The following is a 16,844-nucleotide window of genomic DNA, read 5'->3' as shown; positions in this document are numbered from 1 at the left end:
TGACACACCGCCACCCCTGTAGGAGCTGGCTTGCCAGCGAAGGCGGCGTGTCAGGCGACACACAAACAGGCTGACACACCGCCACCCCTGTAGGAGCTGGCTTGCCAGCGAAGGCGGCGTGTCAGGCGACACATGTATTGGCTGATAGACCGTCTTCGCTGGCAAGCCAGCTCCTACAGGGGGTCGTGTTGCGACCTGCTGGATCAGGTCGCGAACAGGCAGGCTTCCACATCCATCCCCGCATCGCGCATCTGCGCCAGCTTGTAACGCAAGGTCCGCGGGCTGATCCCCAAGCGTTCCGCCGCCTCTTTGCGCCGCCCACGCTCGGCGCGCAGGGTGTCGATGATCATCTGGAACTCACGGCGCCGCAGATCATCGCCCAAAGCCCCGGCAGATTCGGCTTCAACCTCAACCACACGCACCGCAGCAGGCGCCAGGGCCGGCAACGGCGCACAGGCCACCGGCCCGGTCAGGCAGAAATCCTGAGGTTGAATCAAACCGCCCTGCTGCAAAATCAGCGCCCGCTGAATCGCGTTATCCAGCTCGCGCACATTGCCGGGCCATGGATAACCGATCAGGCACGCCTGCGCCTCGGGCGACAGGCGTGCCGCGGCATGCTTCATCTTGTGCACGTGCTTGGCCAGCAAACGCTCGGCCAGCGGCAGGATATCCGCAGTGCGTTCGCGCAACGGACGCCAGGCCAGCGGAAACACTGACAACCGATAGTACAGGTCCTCACGGAACCGCCCCGCCGCCACTTCAGCGGCCAGGTCACGGTTGGTGGTGGCGAGCACCCGAATATCCAGAATGATCGGCTTGCGCGCACCCACCCGCTCCACCTCCCGCTCCTGCAACACCCGCAACAGCTTGGCCTGCAGACCCAGGGGCATTTCGGAAATTTCGTCGAGCAGGATGGTCCCGCCATCCGCCTGCTCGAACTTGCCGGCCTGCGCCGCGATGGCACCGGTGAACGCGCCCTTCTCATGACCGAACAGCGTGGCCTCGAGCATATTGTCCGGAATCGCTGCACAGTTGATCGCAATAAACGGCTGACTGGCACGCCGGGAGTGCTGGTGGATGTACCGCGCCAGCACTTCCTTGCCGGTCCCGGACTCACCGGAGATCAGCACCGTGGAATCACTGCGCGCGACCCGCGCGGCCAATTCCAGCAATTGCGCACTGGCCGGCTCGAACGCGATCGGCCCTTCGCCCTCGCTCGCACCGAGACTGCCAAGCGCATGCCGCGCCACCAGATCGAGCAAGGTCCTGGGTTCGAACGGCTTGACCAGGTAATCCGCCGCGCCCTGACGCATCGCATCGACCGCCCGCTCTACCGCGCCGTGGGCCGTCATCAACAACACCGGCAATTGCGGCTGACGCGCCCGCAGCAAGCCGAGCAATTGATGGCCATCCATGCCCGGCATGTTGACGTCGCTGAGCACCAGATTGAACGCCTCGACACTGACGGCAGCCAGCGCCTCCTCCGCCGAACCCACCGCGGTGTAAGCGTGACCGCCGAGCATCAGCGTATCCGCCAAGGCTTCGCGCAACGCGCGGTCGTCCTCGACCAGCAACACCTTGATCGCCATGTTGGTCATTGCGCTCCCCGCACGCCCGGCTTGTCAGCCGAAAACAGCGGCAGGCTCACCAACGCGCAGGTTCCACGACCCAGCCGCGAGCGCAGCTGCAATTCGCCCTGATGAGCCCGCGCCACCGCCTTGACCACGGTCAGGCCGAGACCGGTACCGGTGGTTTTGGTAGTAAAAAACGGTTCACCCAGACGGGCCAGCACCTGGCTGTCGATGCCACTGCCGCTGTCACTGACCACGACGCGCAAGCTGTCATCGCGGGTATAGAAATGGACCTTCAAACGCACATCACCGGCACTGGCCTGAATCGCGTTCTCGATCAGATTCAGCAGCGCGCCCACCAGGGTGTCGCGATTGCACAGCAGCTCGCCCGCATGGCTGTCGCACTGCCAGCGGATCGGCAAACCCTGCACCTGGGTCAGCGCCGCCGCCTGCAGCGCCTGCAACAGCATCTTCGGCGTGATGCGATCGGTCAGCGGCAGCTCGCCGCGGGCGAACACCAGCATGTCGCGCACCTGGTGCTCGAGTTCATGCAAACGCTCCTTGAGGCGCCCGGCAAACCGTTGCTGGGTCTCGACCGGCAGCGTTTGCTCAGTCAAATGACTGGCATAGAGCAAGGCCGCGGACAACGGCGTGCGAATCTGATGGGCCAGCGAGGCGACCATGCGCCCCAGGGACGACAGCCGCTCATGGCGCGCCAGTTGATCCTGCAGGTGCCGGGTTTCAGTCAGGTCGTTGAGCAACACCAACTGCCCCGGCTCGGCATCCAGCGAGCGCGTGGCGATCGACAGGCGCCGGCCATCCTTGAGGGACACTTCATGGCCATCGTCCTCCCGGGGCGCGAAGCACCGGGCAATCACATGCCGCCACAACTCGCCTTCGAGGGGCAGCCCCAGCAGCTCACAGGCCGCCGGGTTGGCTTCGCGCACGATGCCCTGGGCATCGATCACGATGACGCCGCCGGGCAACAGGTCGAGGAGGTTTTGCAGGCGGTTGGCCAGGCGTTCTTTTTCCGCCAGTTCCTGCAGGCGCTGGGCGCTGACCACTTCCAGCTCACCCTTGAGCTCGGTGACCCGGGCTTCGAGCATGCTGTAGGAGTCGGTCAATTGGCTCGACATCTGGTTAAACAGTGCAAACGACTGCTCAAGGCCAAGCCGGCTTGCCTGCTCTACGGACGGGAGCCCCGAAGCGTCAGGGACAGGAGACATCTGGGCGGCTTGGGGCATCGTGTGCTCACTCGCTGGGCTCGACCGTCAGATAAACGGAACGTTGCGAGGGCTGTAGCAATACCCGTGCCTGAAAACAGTTAAGGAAACTGTAGGAGCTGGCTTGTCCGATCGCCGCACCGCTGCGAAGGCGGCGTGTCAGGCGATACATAAACCGGCGGCTGCATCGCGCACGTGTAGGAGCTGGCTTGCCAGCGAAAGCGGTTTATCGGCCAATACATGTGTTGACTGACATACCGCTTTCGCTGGCAAGCCAGCTCCTACAGGGGGGCAAAACAGGCGTCAATCCTCCGCCTGTTCATCACCCTCACGCCGGCTCATGCCGTACTTGCGCATCTTCTCCACCAGGGTGGTGCGACGAATACGCAGGCGTTCCGCGGCGCGCGCGACGATGCCATTGGCATCATCCAGCGCCTGCTGAATCAGCCCCTGTTCCAGGCCACCCAGGTAGTCCTTCAGGTCCAGGCCTTCCGGCGGCAGCAGGGCGCTGGCGCTGAAGTCCGGGGTATGCCCGTTGATGGCCACCCGCTCTTCAAGATCACTGCGCAGGCTGTCGACCAGTTGCTCGTCTTCATCGTCCACGTAGCGGAATTTCTTCGGCAACTCGACCACGCCGATCACCCCGTACGGATGCATGATCGCCATGCGCTCCACCAAGTTGGCCAGCTCACGGACGTTACCCGGCCAACCATGTCGGCACAGCGACATGATCGCCGCGGAATTGAAACGGATCGAACCGCGCTTCTCATGCTCCATGCGCGAGATCAACTCGTTCATCAGCAGCGGAATGTCCTCGACACGCTCGCGCAGCGGCGCCATTTCAATCGGGAACACGTTCAGGCGGTAATACAAATCTTCACGGAACGAGCCGATCTCGATCATGCTTTCGAGATTCTTGTGGGTCGCCGCGATAATGCGTACATCGACGCTCTGAGTCTTGTTGCTGCCCACGCGCTCGAAGGTGCGCTCCTGCAACACCCGCAACAGCTTGACCTGCATCGGCAGCGGCATGTCACCGATTTCATCAAGGAACAGCGTGCCGCCGTTGGCCAGTTCAAAACGCCCGGCCCGACTGGTGATCGCCCCGGTAAAGGCGCCCTTCTCATGCCCGAACAATTCGCTTTCCAGCAACTCGGCCGGAATCGCCCCGCAATTGACCGGCACGAACGGCGCGTCACGGCGCTTGGAGTGGTAGTGCAGGTTGCGCGCGACCACTTCCTTGCCGGTGCCGGATTCACCAAGAATCAGCACGCTGGCATCGGTGTCGGCAACCTGCTGCATCATCTGCCGCACGTGCTGAATCGCCCGGCTGGTGCCGACCAGACTGCGAAAAAGATTGGGCTCGCGATGACGACCGCGCTCGCGCGCCTGGTCATACATCTCGCGATAGACCTGGGCACGGTGCAACGAGTCGAGCAATTTGCTGTAGCTGGGGGGCATTTCCAGGGTCGACAACACGCGACGACGCAAGTCTTCCGGCAGGTCACCGGAAAAATTATCGCCCATCAACAACACCGGAAGGAACTCATCCCAGGTCGAGAGTGTCTTTAACAAGCCCAGAAGTGCGCCAGGCGCACTGACCGTGCCGATGAGGACACAGATGACTTCTCGACTTGACGACAACGAGCCGACCGCCTGCTGCCAGTCATGGCTGCCGCAGGGTAGATTTTCTTCGCCAAGAAAATTCAAAATCACCGCCAGATCCCGGCGGCGAACGCTATCGTCATCGATCAGCAGAATTTTGGTTTCACGCCACATGCAATAGCTACTTCCCTAGTCAACCCGGTGCCCGAAATGAGTGGGCAAGCCAGACGCTCGCAGACCGAAAAGCCTGTAGTCGCCTGAAATCTGGAAACAGCCACTAGTTAAGTCAAAAAACCGTACACAGTCAAATTTATGGCGCAGTACAATTTGGACTAGTCGGTTTTTCAACCGAACAGATGGTAAACCTTTGCCGCGTTCTTCGCTTGGGTCATCTGGGACATTTCGTCGACTATCGACTGGCGTTCGCCCATCGTCACCGTCAATAAATCCTTGTAGACCGCCAGCAGGCTTTCAAGGTTGGTCCGCACCGCCGCTTCGTCGATTGGCGCTTCGGTGAGCACCTCGTCGACGCATGCACGACACGCCATATCCAGCTCGCCGATCGCATCCCAATTACGCTCGGCCAGCGCATCGATCAGGGCTTCGCGGGTTTGTTCAATCCGTTGCAGTGCTTGACTCATGGCGTCATCCTCAAACTAGCCGACTTGTTGATCCGCAATTGCATCCCAGCCGCTTTTAACCGTGATCAGCAGGCGGGCCACTTCGTCGATGATTTCAGGGTCGTTTTGCGCGTTGGCCAGGGTCAAACGCACAGTCATGTATTCGTACAGGCTGTCCAGCTGCTGCAAGGCGGCCTTGTCTTCAGTCTTTTCTTCATCCAGGCCCTGACGCAAGCCGGTGATGATGTCGATAGCCTTGGTAATCAACAGTGCCTTCTGCGCGAGATCACCACGACTGATCGCACCTTTGGCCTGCGCCATGCGATCCAGACCGCCTTCCATCAGCATTTGAATCAGGCGATGGGGGCTGGCTTCAGAGATCTGAGCGTGGGAGTTAACCTTCTGATACTGGCGAAGGGCGCGCATCGGGTTCATGTTTCTACCTCATTACAGATGACAGGCAAAATGACTGGGACATGCTCTCTATGTCGACGGTGGCGCGAAAAACTTTAGCCACGAGATTGAGCCAAATCAGTCGTCTTTAGGGTTATTCAAAGAGTTGAGCGTGGTCATGATGCTGGAGCTGCTGGCATTCATCTGCGCGATCAAGGTGTCCATCGCCGTGTATTTGGCGCTCAGGGTGCTTTTCAAGGATTCCATACGGCGATCCAGGTCGCCCTGCTCAGTGGTCAGGTCGGTCAGCTTGGCGTTCAAGTCCGAGGCACGCGATGCCAGCAGGCCCGAGGTGCCAACGTAGGCAGCCGTGGCTTTGGTCATGCGCGCCACCAGACCGGCGTCACCGGTAAACACCTTGGAAATCTCAAGTGCACCGTTAGGTGTCGCCACCGCGGCGTCCCATTTTTTGTCATCCAGGGTCAGCAACCCGGTTTTCTGGTCGGTGCTGATGCCCATTTGCGACAAGTTGCCGATGCTCGACCCACTGGTGTTTTGCAGCAGTTCGTTGCGAATACCGTTGACCAACTGGCGCATGGAAGCATCGCCGGTCAGCGCGCCCGAGGTGGTAGTCGCCGCATCACCCGTCGCCGTGACTTTGGTCTGGGTGTTGATCGAGGTCAGCAGCGCGTTGTACGCCGTCACAAACGACTGAACCGAGGTTTTCAGGGTGCCGGTGTTGGAGGCCACGGTGATGGTCGAGGCCTTGGTGTCAATCAACTCAAGGCTCACGCCACTGATGGCCGACGTGACTTTGTTGCTCGACGATTCCATGGCGATGCCATCGATGGTGTATTCGGCATTAACCGGCGGTTTACCGGCGCTATACCCGGTCGACAACTCAGAGTCACCGCTGATGGTAATGTCGGTGCCCTTGCCCGTGGTCTGCGAGCTGATCACCAGGCGTGAGCCATTGGCGTCGGTCAGGACGTTGGCACTGATGCCTTTGGATTGCAGCTGCGTGTTGATCGCGTCACGGGTCTGCTGCATGGTCGCACCCGCCGGGATCGCGACGTTGTAGTCGTTATCGGACTGCGAGATGGTCAGGGTCGCGTCTTTTTCGCTCGAGTTAACAACCGCCGAGCTACCTTCAAACACCTTGCTGGTGATTTTGGAAGACGTCGCCAATTGAGTGACGTCCAGCGCGTACTTGCCGCTGGAAGCCTTGTCATCAATTGTGACTTTAGAAATTTTTTCGTCAGAAGTCGAAGCGGCCAAACCGTTAAAGCTGGACTCGCTGTTAAGTTTTGCAATCGCCGTACGATAGCTTTCGAGCGCGACTTTTACCGTACCCACCGCCGACAACTGAGTCGTGGTACTGGTTTGCAGTTTGGTAATCTGGCTTTGCTTGGGTGCTTTTTCAGCATTCACCAAGGCAGTCACAATCCCGACGGTATCGAAACCTGAACCGACACCCGTAATGGTTGAACTGGCCATCTGTAATTCTCCTTAGCCGGTGGCTGCTGCTTTATTGGCGAGCAAGGCCGATGCGGCAGACAGCATCACAATCCGTGCCACCTTCAAACGCTGAAAGCCGGAAAAACAAAAGGGCACGTAAACGCGCCCTTCTGTTCTCAACCAAGCGCTGAAATTACTGAAGCAGTTTCATCACAGCGGATGGCAGCTGGTTAGCCTGGGACAGGATCGCAGTGGATGCCTGTTGCAGGGTTTGTTGCTTGGTCAGTTCAGCGGCTTCGGAAGCGAAGTCAGTATCCTGAACCCGACCCAGTGCAGCAGTGGAGTTCTCGGTGATGCTTTGCAGGTTGGCCACGGTGCTGGTCAAACGGTTTTGAACGGCACCCAGAGCGGAACGTTGGGTGTCGATCTGTTGGATCGCGTCGGCCAGAGCCTGGACGGTACGCTGGGAGTCAGCGGCAGTTAGAACGCTCAGGTCGGAAACGGTGGTTTCTACAGTGGTTGCTGCAGTTGTGCCAGTACTGCCAGTTGCCGGCGTCAGACCCAAAGCCTCTAAACCTGTACCCGCGCTGCCGTCCTTGATGGTGATGTCCTTGTTAGAGAACAATTTCAAAGTGCCGTCACCGTTTTTGCTGGCTGTTACACCGGTGCTGGCGCTGTTGATCGACGATACGATGGAATCGGCGGTGTCACCCTTCTTGAACTTGACTTCAACGCCGTTCAATTCGATCGATGTATCAGCAGTCAGCTTGGCCTGAGAAGTACCTGCCGACAGACCCAGCTTAGCCAGCGAGCCGCCAGCAGCATTGGCCAACTTAACGTCGTTACCGTCTGTAGACTTAAGCTCAACACGTCCTTCAGCACTGATGGTCGCAGACTTAATCCCGTCTACAGCGCTCATTTTCCCCAACACCTGATCGACAGTCTCGTCCGCAGTCCAGGCAACAGCCTTACCATTAATGGAAATGGACCCGTCCCCTCCCATAAAGGAGGTGCCATTTTTGGGGGTGCCTGAAGCAGCAGTCGTAGCTTGAAGCCCTGTATCGATAAGACCTGCTTTAGCTGCGTCAGCACCGCCAACGGCGATCGCTGCCGACGAAGTAAGCGTCATGACGCCAGTGGTGTTGTTAAATGCAGCTGTCACGGACGTGTCCGCAGCAGTGATCGCCGCGGCAAGAGCAGCACCTTTCATACCCGCTGTCACAGCAACTTTGTTACCGTTGATGGTAATTTCGTCTGCTGCAGTTAGGGTAGAGGCAGTACCACCGGTCGTTAGAGTAGAAACAGCTGCGCCTGTAGCTGTAGCTGAAGCTGTAATTGTAGTCGCGCTCAGACCTGCTTTAGCGACGTCAGCACCAGCGATGACGATATCTGACGCTGACGTAAGCGTCATTTCACCGGTCGCATCATTAAAGCTTGCCGTAACCGTAGAATCGGCAGCAGTGATAGCAGCAGCAAGCGCAGTACCCTTCATCGCAGCTGTGACAGCAACGGGTTGACCATTAATAGTAATGGCATCTGCTGCAGTCATCACCGAGGCCCCGCCACCAGTCGTTAGAGTACCAACAGCTGTACCCGTTGTAGTAGCGAAGGTCGAGGTGGTCGTGACACTACTTGCATTTGTCAGCACAGCCCCCACGGAAGTGGCTTCCAGGTTTTTCATCGCCGCCCCACCCACAGAGGCTTCACTGAAAGAACCCTTCAAACCCGTAGCGCTGATATCGCTCATGCCAAACGAGATCGTCTGGTTGGCATCAGAGCCGATCTGGAACGCCTGATTTTGGAACGAGCCGTCCAGCAGGTTACGGCCACCGAAAGTAGTTGTTTGGGCGATACGGGTCAATTCACCGGTTTTCGCTGTAAATTCTTGCTGCAGGGCGGAACGGTCAGCGTCGCTTTTGTCACTGTTCGCGGACTGCAGGGCCAGTTCACGCAGACGTTGCAGAATGTTGGTCGACTCTTGCATCGCGCCTTCAGCGGTCTGTGCAATCGAGGTGCCGTTGTTGGCGTTGGCGATCGCCACGCTCATGCCTTTAACCTGGGAGGTCAGACGGTTGGCGATCTGCATGCCAGCCGCATCGTCTTTGGCGCTGTTGATTTTCAGGCCGGAAGACAGACGGGTCATCGAGTTGCTCAGCTTATCGCCGGCATTGTTCAGGTTCTTTTGGACGGTCAGGGAGGTGAGGTTGGTATTTACTGACATGGACATTACGAAATCCTCATTGGTTGGATGCTGCGGCTTCCGGCCCTGGCAACCGCCGGGTGTGGCCTAGAGAACCTTCGTAAGGGTTATCGTCGTGAACGCAATTTGCTTGAGGGCTTTTTTCGAAATATTTACTAGCACCGTGCCACTTCTTTAGATTCAATGCCTTACATCACCCTGCCCCAAACGCAAAAACGCCCATGACCTTTCGGTCATGGGCGTTTCGTTGTAGCCGTTATTCGCGGATCAAGGGCGGTGGATAATCGCCGAACCCCAGGAGAGGCCCACACCAAAACCACTGATCGCCACCCGCTTCCAGCTGGAATCGAACATGTGTTTTTCCAGCAGCAGCGGAATACTCGAAGACACGGTGTTGCCGGTCTCGACCATGTCCTTGATGAACTTCTCCGGCTCACTTTCAAAACGCCGCGCCACGGCATCGACAATCGCCGCACTGCCCTGGTGAATGCAGAACGCATCAACGTCCTGGGAGGTCAGGCCCGACTCGTTGAGCAACTCGTGCAAATGCGCCGGCACCTTGAGCAAGGCAAAGTTGAACACCTGCCGCCCGTTCATATAGAACACCCCGTCCGTCACCTTCAAGTGAGGCGCGCCGGAGCCGTCGGTGCCGAACTTGGCCTTGCCCAGCTGCCAGACCGCGTCTTCACTCATCCAGGTGGCGGTGGCGGCGTCGCCGAACAGCATGGTGGTGTTGCGGTCTTCCGGGTCGACGATCTTCGAATACGGGTCGGCGGTGATCAGCAGGCCGTTCTTCAGGCCGGCGGCTTCCATGAAGCCCTTGATGGCGTAGATGCCGTAGACGTAGCCGGAGCAGCCCAGGGAGATGTCGAAGGCCGCGACGTTGGTCGACAGGCCCAGCTTGTCCTGGACGATGGCGGAGGTGTGGGGCAGGCCTTCTTCGTCGCCGTTCTGGGTGACGACGATCAGCACGTCGATGGATTGACGATCGAGTTGCGGATTATTCGCGAACAAGGCATTGGCTGCCTCGACACACAGGTCGGAGGTTTCCTGCGCAGCGTCCTTGCGCGGCAGGAACGCCGACCCGATTTTCCCCAGGATGAACTCTTCATCCTTCTCGAATTTCGCGCCCTGAGCATAATTATCCAGCCCACTCGCTGGCACGTAGCTGGCAATGCTTTTTATGCCAATCATTGTGGCTTCCCAATACTAAATAGCTGGAGATCACCGCTCGCAGACCGAGAGGTACTGAAAATACTGGATTTCACCGAGGGAAAAAATACGGTGCAGACGCTTCAGGAACCCTGAAAACACGTCCGACAAGGGTCAGCCCCCTGCCCATCCTTTCTGACACAATACAGTGAAGATGCTCATTATGACTCGCAGGTCACGCATTATGCGTGCCTTGTGCCAAACATCCAGGCGGAAACAGGCGATCAGCTGCCGAGCGGAGGGCAGAAACCAGCGACGAATGGAAAAAAGGGCCAGCGAGATTGCCGTTGTAGGAGCGAGCTTGCTCCGGGCGGCGTTCCGACGATGGTCGTTAACGATAACGCGTTTATCCTGGATAAACGCGTCGCCTTTGAGACCATCGCGAGCAAGCTTGCTCCTACAGAAAGAAGCGGGAAGCGCGCCCCCCCCCCCGCGAGAGCGTGCCGGCTACCGGGCATGGATCAAAGCTTGTTGAACAGACTCAACTGGGCGATTTTCACGAACGCCAGCTGCGATGCCTGCAGCAGCGATTGCTGGAAGGCCAGTTCGATGGACGCCGTGGCGACATCCGTATCACCGATCGCCGCCTGGGTGCTGGTGTTGCTCAAGCCCTGGCTGACATTCTCGGCGCTCTGGATATCAATGGCGTTCAAGCGCGCACCGATCGAGCCTCGAACGTTATCGACCTGCTCACTGGCATTGGACAGGTTGCTGATTGACGCCGCTATCGTGTCCTTCAGCTTGATCTGTGCCTGAACGTTGCCATCGGACGGTGTTTCCAGCGCCTGGCGTAACTGACTCAAGGTATCCAGTGCACTTTGCGTCTGGTGGTTGCTGGCCCCCACCACAAACTGATCCTGCGCTTGCGGGTCGCCGGTAAAATCAAACTTCACGCCCGCGAACGTGAGCGAGCCGGCAGTCAGGCCACCCTCGCCAATCGGCTTGCTGTCTGCCCCCATAGGCTGGGCATAGACTTTGTAGTTGGTGGCATCGGTGAACTTGATGACCACACCACTGTTGGGAAATCCTTTGACGTAGTCGTCGCGTGCTTGTGCTTGGTCCAGAACGCCGGACTTGGTGATCTGAGCCGTCGAATCGTTGCTCGGTGTCCGTGATGCGTTGAAGCTGTCAGGTTTGGTACCCAACGAGAAAGTGTAACCCTTGACCTCTTGGTCAGGCGTCATTGGCAGGGCGGTCGCAGGATCGACAGGCGCCTTGAGTCGCAAGGTGATGTCGAACTCTACTCCCAACAGGCTGATGGTCGAGCCACCTTCTTTTTTCGAATCGAATACGCCATTATCCGTCACCTTGGACGTCACATCGTTATCATCCTTGTCCAAGATAGTGTAATGAGTGCTATCTACAAACGTCAGTTTGTAGGGTTCTCCAGCCGCAAACTCGTTGGTGTAGGCCGCATTCGATTTCATCAACCCAGCGGACACTGAAACGGTACCGTCATTAGGCTTCGACGGATCAGCAATCGCCTGGGTGCGCCCCGAGTTGGTCGCCGACTCGAGGATGTTTTTACCCGTATCGCTGGTGGCAATGGACAAAGTGTCCGACACCTGAAGGTTCAACCGGGTGTCATCACCCTGATAGGCGTAGGTGCCGTCGTTGTTGCGCACATAAGGCGGTGTCGAGGTTTTCGAGCCGGCGAACATGTAGTTGCCCGACGCGTCCTTGCTGTTGAGCAAGCCCAATACTTGCGCTTCAATCTCGCCTATCTCGTTGGCAATGGTTTTTCGATCGGCATCGCTGTAGCCACCATTACCCGCCTGGAGCGCCAACTCGCGCGCACGCTGCAGCGCGGTGTTGACGCTATCCAGCACACTTTCCTGGGTGGCCAGCGAACTCTTGATACTGCCCATGTTGCTGCTGTACTGCCCCAGCATCGCCTTCTGCTGTTGCAACATCAGCAACTGCGACGCGCCCACAGGATCATCCCCGGCACTTTGAATGCGCACACCCGAGGTGATCTGCTCCTGAGTCTTGACGATCGAGGAGAAGTTATTCTGGTACTTGGCCGCACTCGTCTCAAAGTACTGGGCTGTAGAAATTCGCATCGTCGAATACTCCCTTAAAGACTGTTGATCAGCGTGCTGAAGATTTCTTGCGCGGCCTTGATAATCTGCGACGACGCGGTGTAGTACTGCTGGAACTTGACCAGGTCGGCGGCCTCATCGTCGAGGTTGACCTGGGACACCGAGGCGACTTCGGACTTGGCCCGGGCCAGAATCGCACCGCTCGCCGTGCTGTCGCCCAGGGCCTGGCTGGCCTTGGCGCCGACCTGTCCCACCAGTTTGCTGTAAGCGGTGCCCATGCTCATGCCGGCGTTGCCGTCACTGACACCGACCGTGGCCTTGGTCTGCAGCTCCAGCAGCGATTGAGCGTTGCGATTATCCGACTTGCCATCGACGTTGAACGCCACGGTGAAGCTGTCGCCATTGGCAGGAGAGCCGGACACGGTGGTTTTGAATTCGAAATGCTTGGGGTCGCCGTTCGCGTCGAGAATCGGGTCGCCCTTCTCATCGAGCATTTTCACGTTAATGGCCAGTTCTTTTGATTGGCCGGGCACGAAACTGCCGCTGCTGCCGATATCTTTGCCACTGGCGTCATACACGGTGTAAGTCTGGGTGCCATTAGTGACCGCTCCAAACACCAGCCTGACGGGCAAAGCGTCCTTGATGAACGACTGGCTTTCTGCCAGACCGGTATCGTAGATATCCAGGGTGCTGCTCAGCGTCGGCTGGGCGATGGCGCCCGTGCCCTTGTTGCCGGTGCCAGTGGTGGCCGTGATCGCGCCAGCAAAGGCCAGCCTGTTGGCATCAGTCATGGTCGTGGTAATGACGCTGGCGGCGTTGCGTGTCGGGATGATCCTGAAGCTATCGCCCTTGGCCACGCCTTTAACGGGTTCATTTGCGTCGATGGGTACGTGCAGGTTTAGCAAAAATCCGTCGATTTCCTTGGCCGGGTCATCGTCAAGACTGAAGCTGCCCATTGCTGTTCCATCGGAGCGCACCACGTTGTAGGCTTTATCGCTCGTAAAGGTAACCTGATAGTCGTAGATCGTCAGGTTGCCGCTGGTGACGATGGTCACATCAAGGTTGCCGGACTTGGGGTCGTTGCCTGACGAAGCCAGGCTGCGCTGACTGATCGCGGCTGCACTGTTGATGCTGGAAAACAGCGACGCGCCGAACTGGCCATTGGCATCCAGGCCCTGCCCCAGTTGCGAGTTGATGCTATCTGCTGCCACCAGCGCGACTCGACCCAACTCGTTCTGTGCCGGGATCAACACGTCACTGCGATAGCGCAACAACCCACCGATCTTGCCGCCGCTGATCACCGACGTCACGTCACTGACCGACGACGGCGAGTTGACCTGGATATTCAGCTGATTCTTGTCGATCCCGCTTCTGACGGTCGAGAGTGTATTGGCCGTGTTGCCCATCACCAGCGACTGCCCCGTTCCCAGGGAAACGTTGTAGCTGCCGTTGTACTCCTGGACATTGACACCGACCAATTCATTGAGTGTGCGCACAGCTTCATTGCGCGCATCGAGCAAGTTGCTGGGACCACTGCCGGTCGAGTTGCTGGCCTGGGAAATTTGCTGGTTCAACGCGGCGATCGACGACGTCAGTTGGTTGACCTTGTCGGTCATGGTGGTCAACTGACTGTTGATGCCTTCGTTCTGCTGCTGCATCTGCGACGCCAGGGCGTTGAAGCGGTTGCTCAGCGTTTGCGCATTGGTCAGCAGCAACTGCCGCGCAGCGTTGTCGCTCGGTGCACCGGCAGAGGTCTGCACCGAGGCAAAGAAGCTGCTCAGTACCGCACTGATCCCCGTGGTCTTGTCGGAGAACAGCTTGTCCAGCGGGCTTACCTGCTCGAGGTAGGCGTTGGCATCGTTACTCAGCGAGGTGGAGGTTTGCAGCTGGCTGTCGAGGTAAGCGTTATAGACCCGACGCACATCGGCCAGGGTCGTACCGCTGCCGATAAACACCCCGCCATTGAGGTGCGAAGTATTACTGCTCTGAATGGTTTGCTGGCGTGAATAGCCGGCGGTGTTGGCGTTGGCAATGTTGTTGCCGACGGTCGCCAACGACACCTGGCTGGCGTTCAGACCCGACATCCCGATATTGAGCAAACTCATGATTCAGACCCTTATGCCTATAAAGGCGTGGTGGAAACGCCCGCCGCAGCGTAGTTCTGGTAACGGGTCATCTGCCTGGCTATCTGCGAAATCTTGCTGGCGTAGTCCGGGTCGGTGGCGTAACCGGCCTTCTGCAACTCGCGCACAAATTGTTCCGGGTTATCGGCGGATTTCACGACGTCTTGATAACGATTGTTCGATTGCAGCAAGGTCACCAGGTCATGGAAGCTGTCCTTGTAGGAGGCGTAGGAACGGAATTGCGCCGTTTCCTTGACCATTTCGCCATTTCTGAATTCGCTGGTGATCGCCCGCGCCGAGTCGCCCTGCCAGCTGCTGCCGGCCTTGATGCCGAACAGGTTGTGGCTGCTGCTGCCGTCCTGGGCGCGCATGACCGATTTGCCCCAGCCGGTTTCCAGGGCGGCCTGGGCCACCAGGTAACGGGGATCGACGCCAATGCGGTCGGCGGCTTCCTTGGCCATGGGCAGCATGGTGTTGACGAAGTCGTCGGCGGAGCTGAAGGCCTTTTTCGCCGGCGCGAGGGGGATTTGCGCCATGGCACGGCCATGGACCTGCAGGCGCCCGCTGGCGGTGCTATCGGTTTGTGCGGTCAGCCAGTCGCCGTTGTACAGGGGGCCGGCGCCGGTTGGGGTGCCTGGCGGCGCCTGGATCTTGTGCAGCGCGGTGGTAGCGGACGGCGCGGTGGTCGACGTCTTGGTCGACGCTGATGGCACCAGCCCGGCGAGCAAGCGGTCGGCCAGTTTCGGTGGCAGGGCCAGGCGCCGCTGGTTGATCAGGGCCATGTCGTTGTGATGCGCGCCCTCGCCCGCGCTCGATGCCGACTGTACCGAGCGCGACGCCCACAGCGGCCGCTCGCCATTGAGGCGCGACAGTGGCCCGTGAGTGGCGGTCGTGCCGGCGGCGATCGGTGTTTCCACCGCGGCTTTGGCGGCAGCCTGCTTGGCGGCGGACGCGGCAGCCGCCTCGCCCGGCGCCAGCGGTTTGTTCTTCGCCATCTGCCGCATCAGCACGTCCGCCAGGCCGATGCCGCCGCCTTCGCGGGACATGGATACGGCCAGTTGCTGGTCATACATTTCCTGGTACTGCTTGGCCGCCGGGGTGTTGAGCGGGTTGTCCTGGCCCAGCGCGTCGGTGGCCGAGCGCATGGATTTGAGCATTTCCCCGAGGAACAGCGACTCGAATTCCTGCGCGACCTTGCGCAGGTTGCCGTCGTTGTTCTTGTCGCCGACCTTGAGCTGGTTCAGGCGATTGAGGTCGGAATAGGACCCCGAGTCGCTGCTGCTGACGCCCAATCCCTTGCGCATGTCCATGGTCGTCATCCTCAGATCACGATCAAGTCGGCTTGCAAGGCGCCGGCCTGTTTCAGCGCTTCGAGGATGGCCATCAGGTCACCCGGCGCGGCGCCGACCTGGTTCACTGCCCGGACGATTTCGTCGAGGGTGGTGCCCGGACCGAACTTGAACATTGGCTTGGCTTCCTGCTGGGCGTTGACCCGCGAGCGCGGCACGACCGCCGTCTGCCCGTTGGACAGGGGGCCGGGCTGGCTGACGATCGGGTCTTCGGTGATGGTCACGGTCAGGCTGCCGTGGGTCACGGCGGCCGGGGACACCCTGACGTTCTGGCCGATCACGATGGTGCCGGTGCGGGAGTTGATGATGACTTTCGCCACCGCCTGGCCCGGGTCGACTTCGAGGTTCTCGAGGATCGACAGGTAGTCGACGCGCTGGCTTGGATCGAGCGGCGCGCTGACCCGGATCGAGCCGCCGTCGATGGCCTGGGCGACGCCGGGGCCGAGCAGGTCGTTGATCTTGTCGACGATGCGCTTGGCGGTGGTGAAGTCCGAACGGTTGAGGTTCAGGGTCAGGCTGTTGCCCTGGTTGAACCCGCTCGGCACCGAACGCTCGACCGAGGCCCCACCGGGGATGCGCCCGGCCGAGGGCACGTTGACGGTGATCTTGGAACCGTCGCGACCTTCGGCATCGAAGCCGCCGACCACCAGGTTGCCCTGGGCGATCGCGTAGACGTTGCCGTCGATGCCCTTGAGCGGGGTCAGCAGCAAGGTGCCGCCGCGCAGGCTCTTGGAGTTGCCGATGGAGGACACGGTAATGTCGATCTGCTGGCCCGGCTTGGCGAACGCCGGCAAGTCGGCACTGATGGACACGGCCGCGACGTTTTTCAATTGCACGTTGCCCGAACCCGGCGGCACCTTGATGCCGAACTGCGAGAGCATGTTGTTGAAGGTCTGCAGGGTGAACGGGGTCTGGGTCGTCTGGTCGCCGGTACCGTTAAGCCCGACCACCAGGCCGTAGCCGATCAATTGGTTGGAACGCACCCCGGAAATGCTGGCGATGTCTTTCAGCCGCTCGGCCTGGGCGCTGGACGCTGCACACACCATCA

Annotated in this window: 12 protein-coding genes; all 12 read right to left on the bottom strand. The window is 59.4% G+C overall.

The annotated features are described in order from the left end of the window. Positions 1-203 precede the first annotated feature (203 nt). The 12 genes from fleR to F8N96_RS21360 all read right to left on the bottom strand — a co-directional run bounded on the left by fleR (position 204) and on the right by F8N96_RS21360 (position 16,842). Complete coding sequence (gene fleR / locus F8N96_RS21420) at positions 204-1,589, bottom strand: sigma-54-dependent response regulator transcription factor FleR (protein ID WP_150799664.1); 1,386 nt, start codon at positions 1,587-1,589, stop codon at positions 204-206. Positions 1,590-1,594: 5 nt separating this feature from the next. After that, positions 1,595-2,797 carry a sensor histidine kinase gene (locus F8N96_RS21415; RefSeq protein ID WP_191635381.1) on the bottom strand — a complete coding sequence of 401 codons (1,203 nt, stop codon included), beginning with the start codon at positions 2,795-2,797 and terminating at the stop codon, positions 1,595-1,597. 300 nt (positions 2,798-3,097) lie between these two features. Continuing rightward, the gene (locus tag F8N96_RS21410; protein ID WP_150799516.1) at positions 3,098-4,573 is read right to left on the bottom strand and encodes a sigma-54 dependent transcriptional regulator; all 1,476 of its coding nucleotides are present in this window, start codon (positions 4,571-4,573) and stop codon (positions 3,098-3,100) included. A gap of 170 nt (positions 4,574-4,743) precedes the next feature. After that, positions 4,744-5,040, bottom strand: coding sequence for a flagellar protein FliT (fliT, locus tag F8N96_RS21405; protein WP_128871728.1), 297 nt, complete (start codon positions 5,038-5,040; stop codon positions 4,744-4,746). A gap of 15 nt (positions 5,041-5,055) precedes the next feature. Beyond that, entirely contained in the window at positions 5,056-5,454 is a 399-nt protein-coding gene (gene fliS, locus F8N96_RS21400; protein ID WP_150799515.1) for a flagellar export chaperone FliS, read from the bottom strand. A gap of 96 nt (positions 5,455-5,550) precedes the next feature. After that, a complete protein-coding gene (gene fliD, locus F8N96_RS21395) occupies positions 5,551-6,909 on the bottom strand; it encodes a flagellar filament capping protein FliD (protein ID WP_150799514.1) in 1,359 nt (452 codons plus the stop codon). Positions 6,910-7,063: 154 nt separating this feature from the next. Beyond that, positions 7,064-9,097 carry a flagellin gene (locus tag F8N96_RS21390; protein ID WP_150799513.1) on the bottom strand — a complete coding sequence of 678 codons (2,034 nt, stop codon included), beginning with the start codon at positions 9,095-9,097 and terminating at the stop codon, positions 7,064-7,066. A 240-nt stretch (positions 9,098-9,337) separates the two neighbouring features. Then, positions 9,338-10,264, bottom strand: a complete 927-nt coding sequence (locus F8N96_RS21385; RefSeq protein ID WP_150799512.1) for a ketoacyl-ACP synthase III — start codon at positions 10,262-10,264, stop codon at positions 9,338-9,340. A 479-nt stretch (positions 10,265-10,743) separates the two neighbouring features. Beyond that, positions 10,744-12,345 (bottom strand): flagellar hook-associated protein 3, encoded by a 1,602-nt coding sequence (locus tag F8N96_RS21375; RefSeq protein WP_150799511.1) that lies wholly within the window; start codon positions 12,343-12,345, stop codon positions 10,744-10,746. Positions 12,346-12,359: 14 nt separating this feature from the next. After that, on the bottom strand, positions 12,360-14,429 hold the full coding sequence (gene flgK / locus F8N96_RS21370) for a flagellar hook-associated protein FlgK (RefSeq protein WP_191635379.1): 2,070 nt from the start codon (positions 14,427-14,429) through the stop codon (positions 12,360-12,362). Between the two features lie 17 nt (positions 14,430-14,446). Next, positions 14,447-15,757, bottom strand: coding sequence for a flagellar assembly peptidoglycan hydrolase FlgJ (flgJ, locus tag F8N96_RS21365; RefSeq protein WP_150799509.1), 1,311 nt, complete (start codon positions 15,755-15,757; stop codon positions 14,447-14,449). Positions 15,758-15,768: 11 nt separating this feature from the next. Continuing rightward, positions 15,769-16,842, bottom strand: a complete 1,074-nt coding sequence (locus tag F8N96_RS21360; protein WP_191627522.1) for a flagellar basal body P-ring protein FlgI — start codon at positions 16,840-16,842, stop codon at positions 15,769-15,771. Positions 16,843-16,844: the final 2 nt, after the last annotated feature.

It is taken from the genome of Pseudomonas fluorescens, from assembly GCF_902497855.1.
GTDB lineage: Bacteria > Pseudomonadota > Gammaproteobacteria > Pseudomonadales > Pseudomonadaceae > Aquipseudomonas > Aquipseudomonas fluorescens_BI.
The sequence above is the reverse complement of the archived record's forward strand: the minus strand, read 5'-3'. Positions and strand labels throughout refer to the sequence as shown.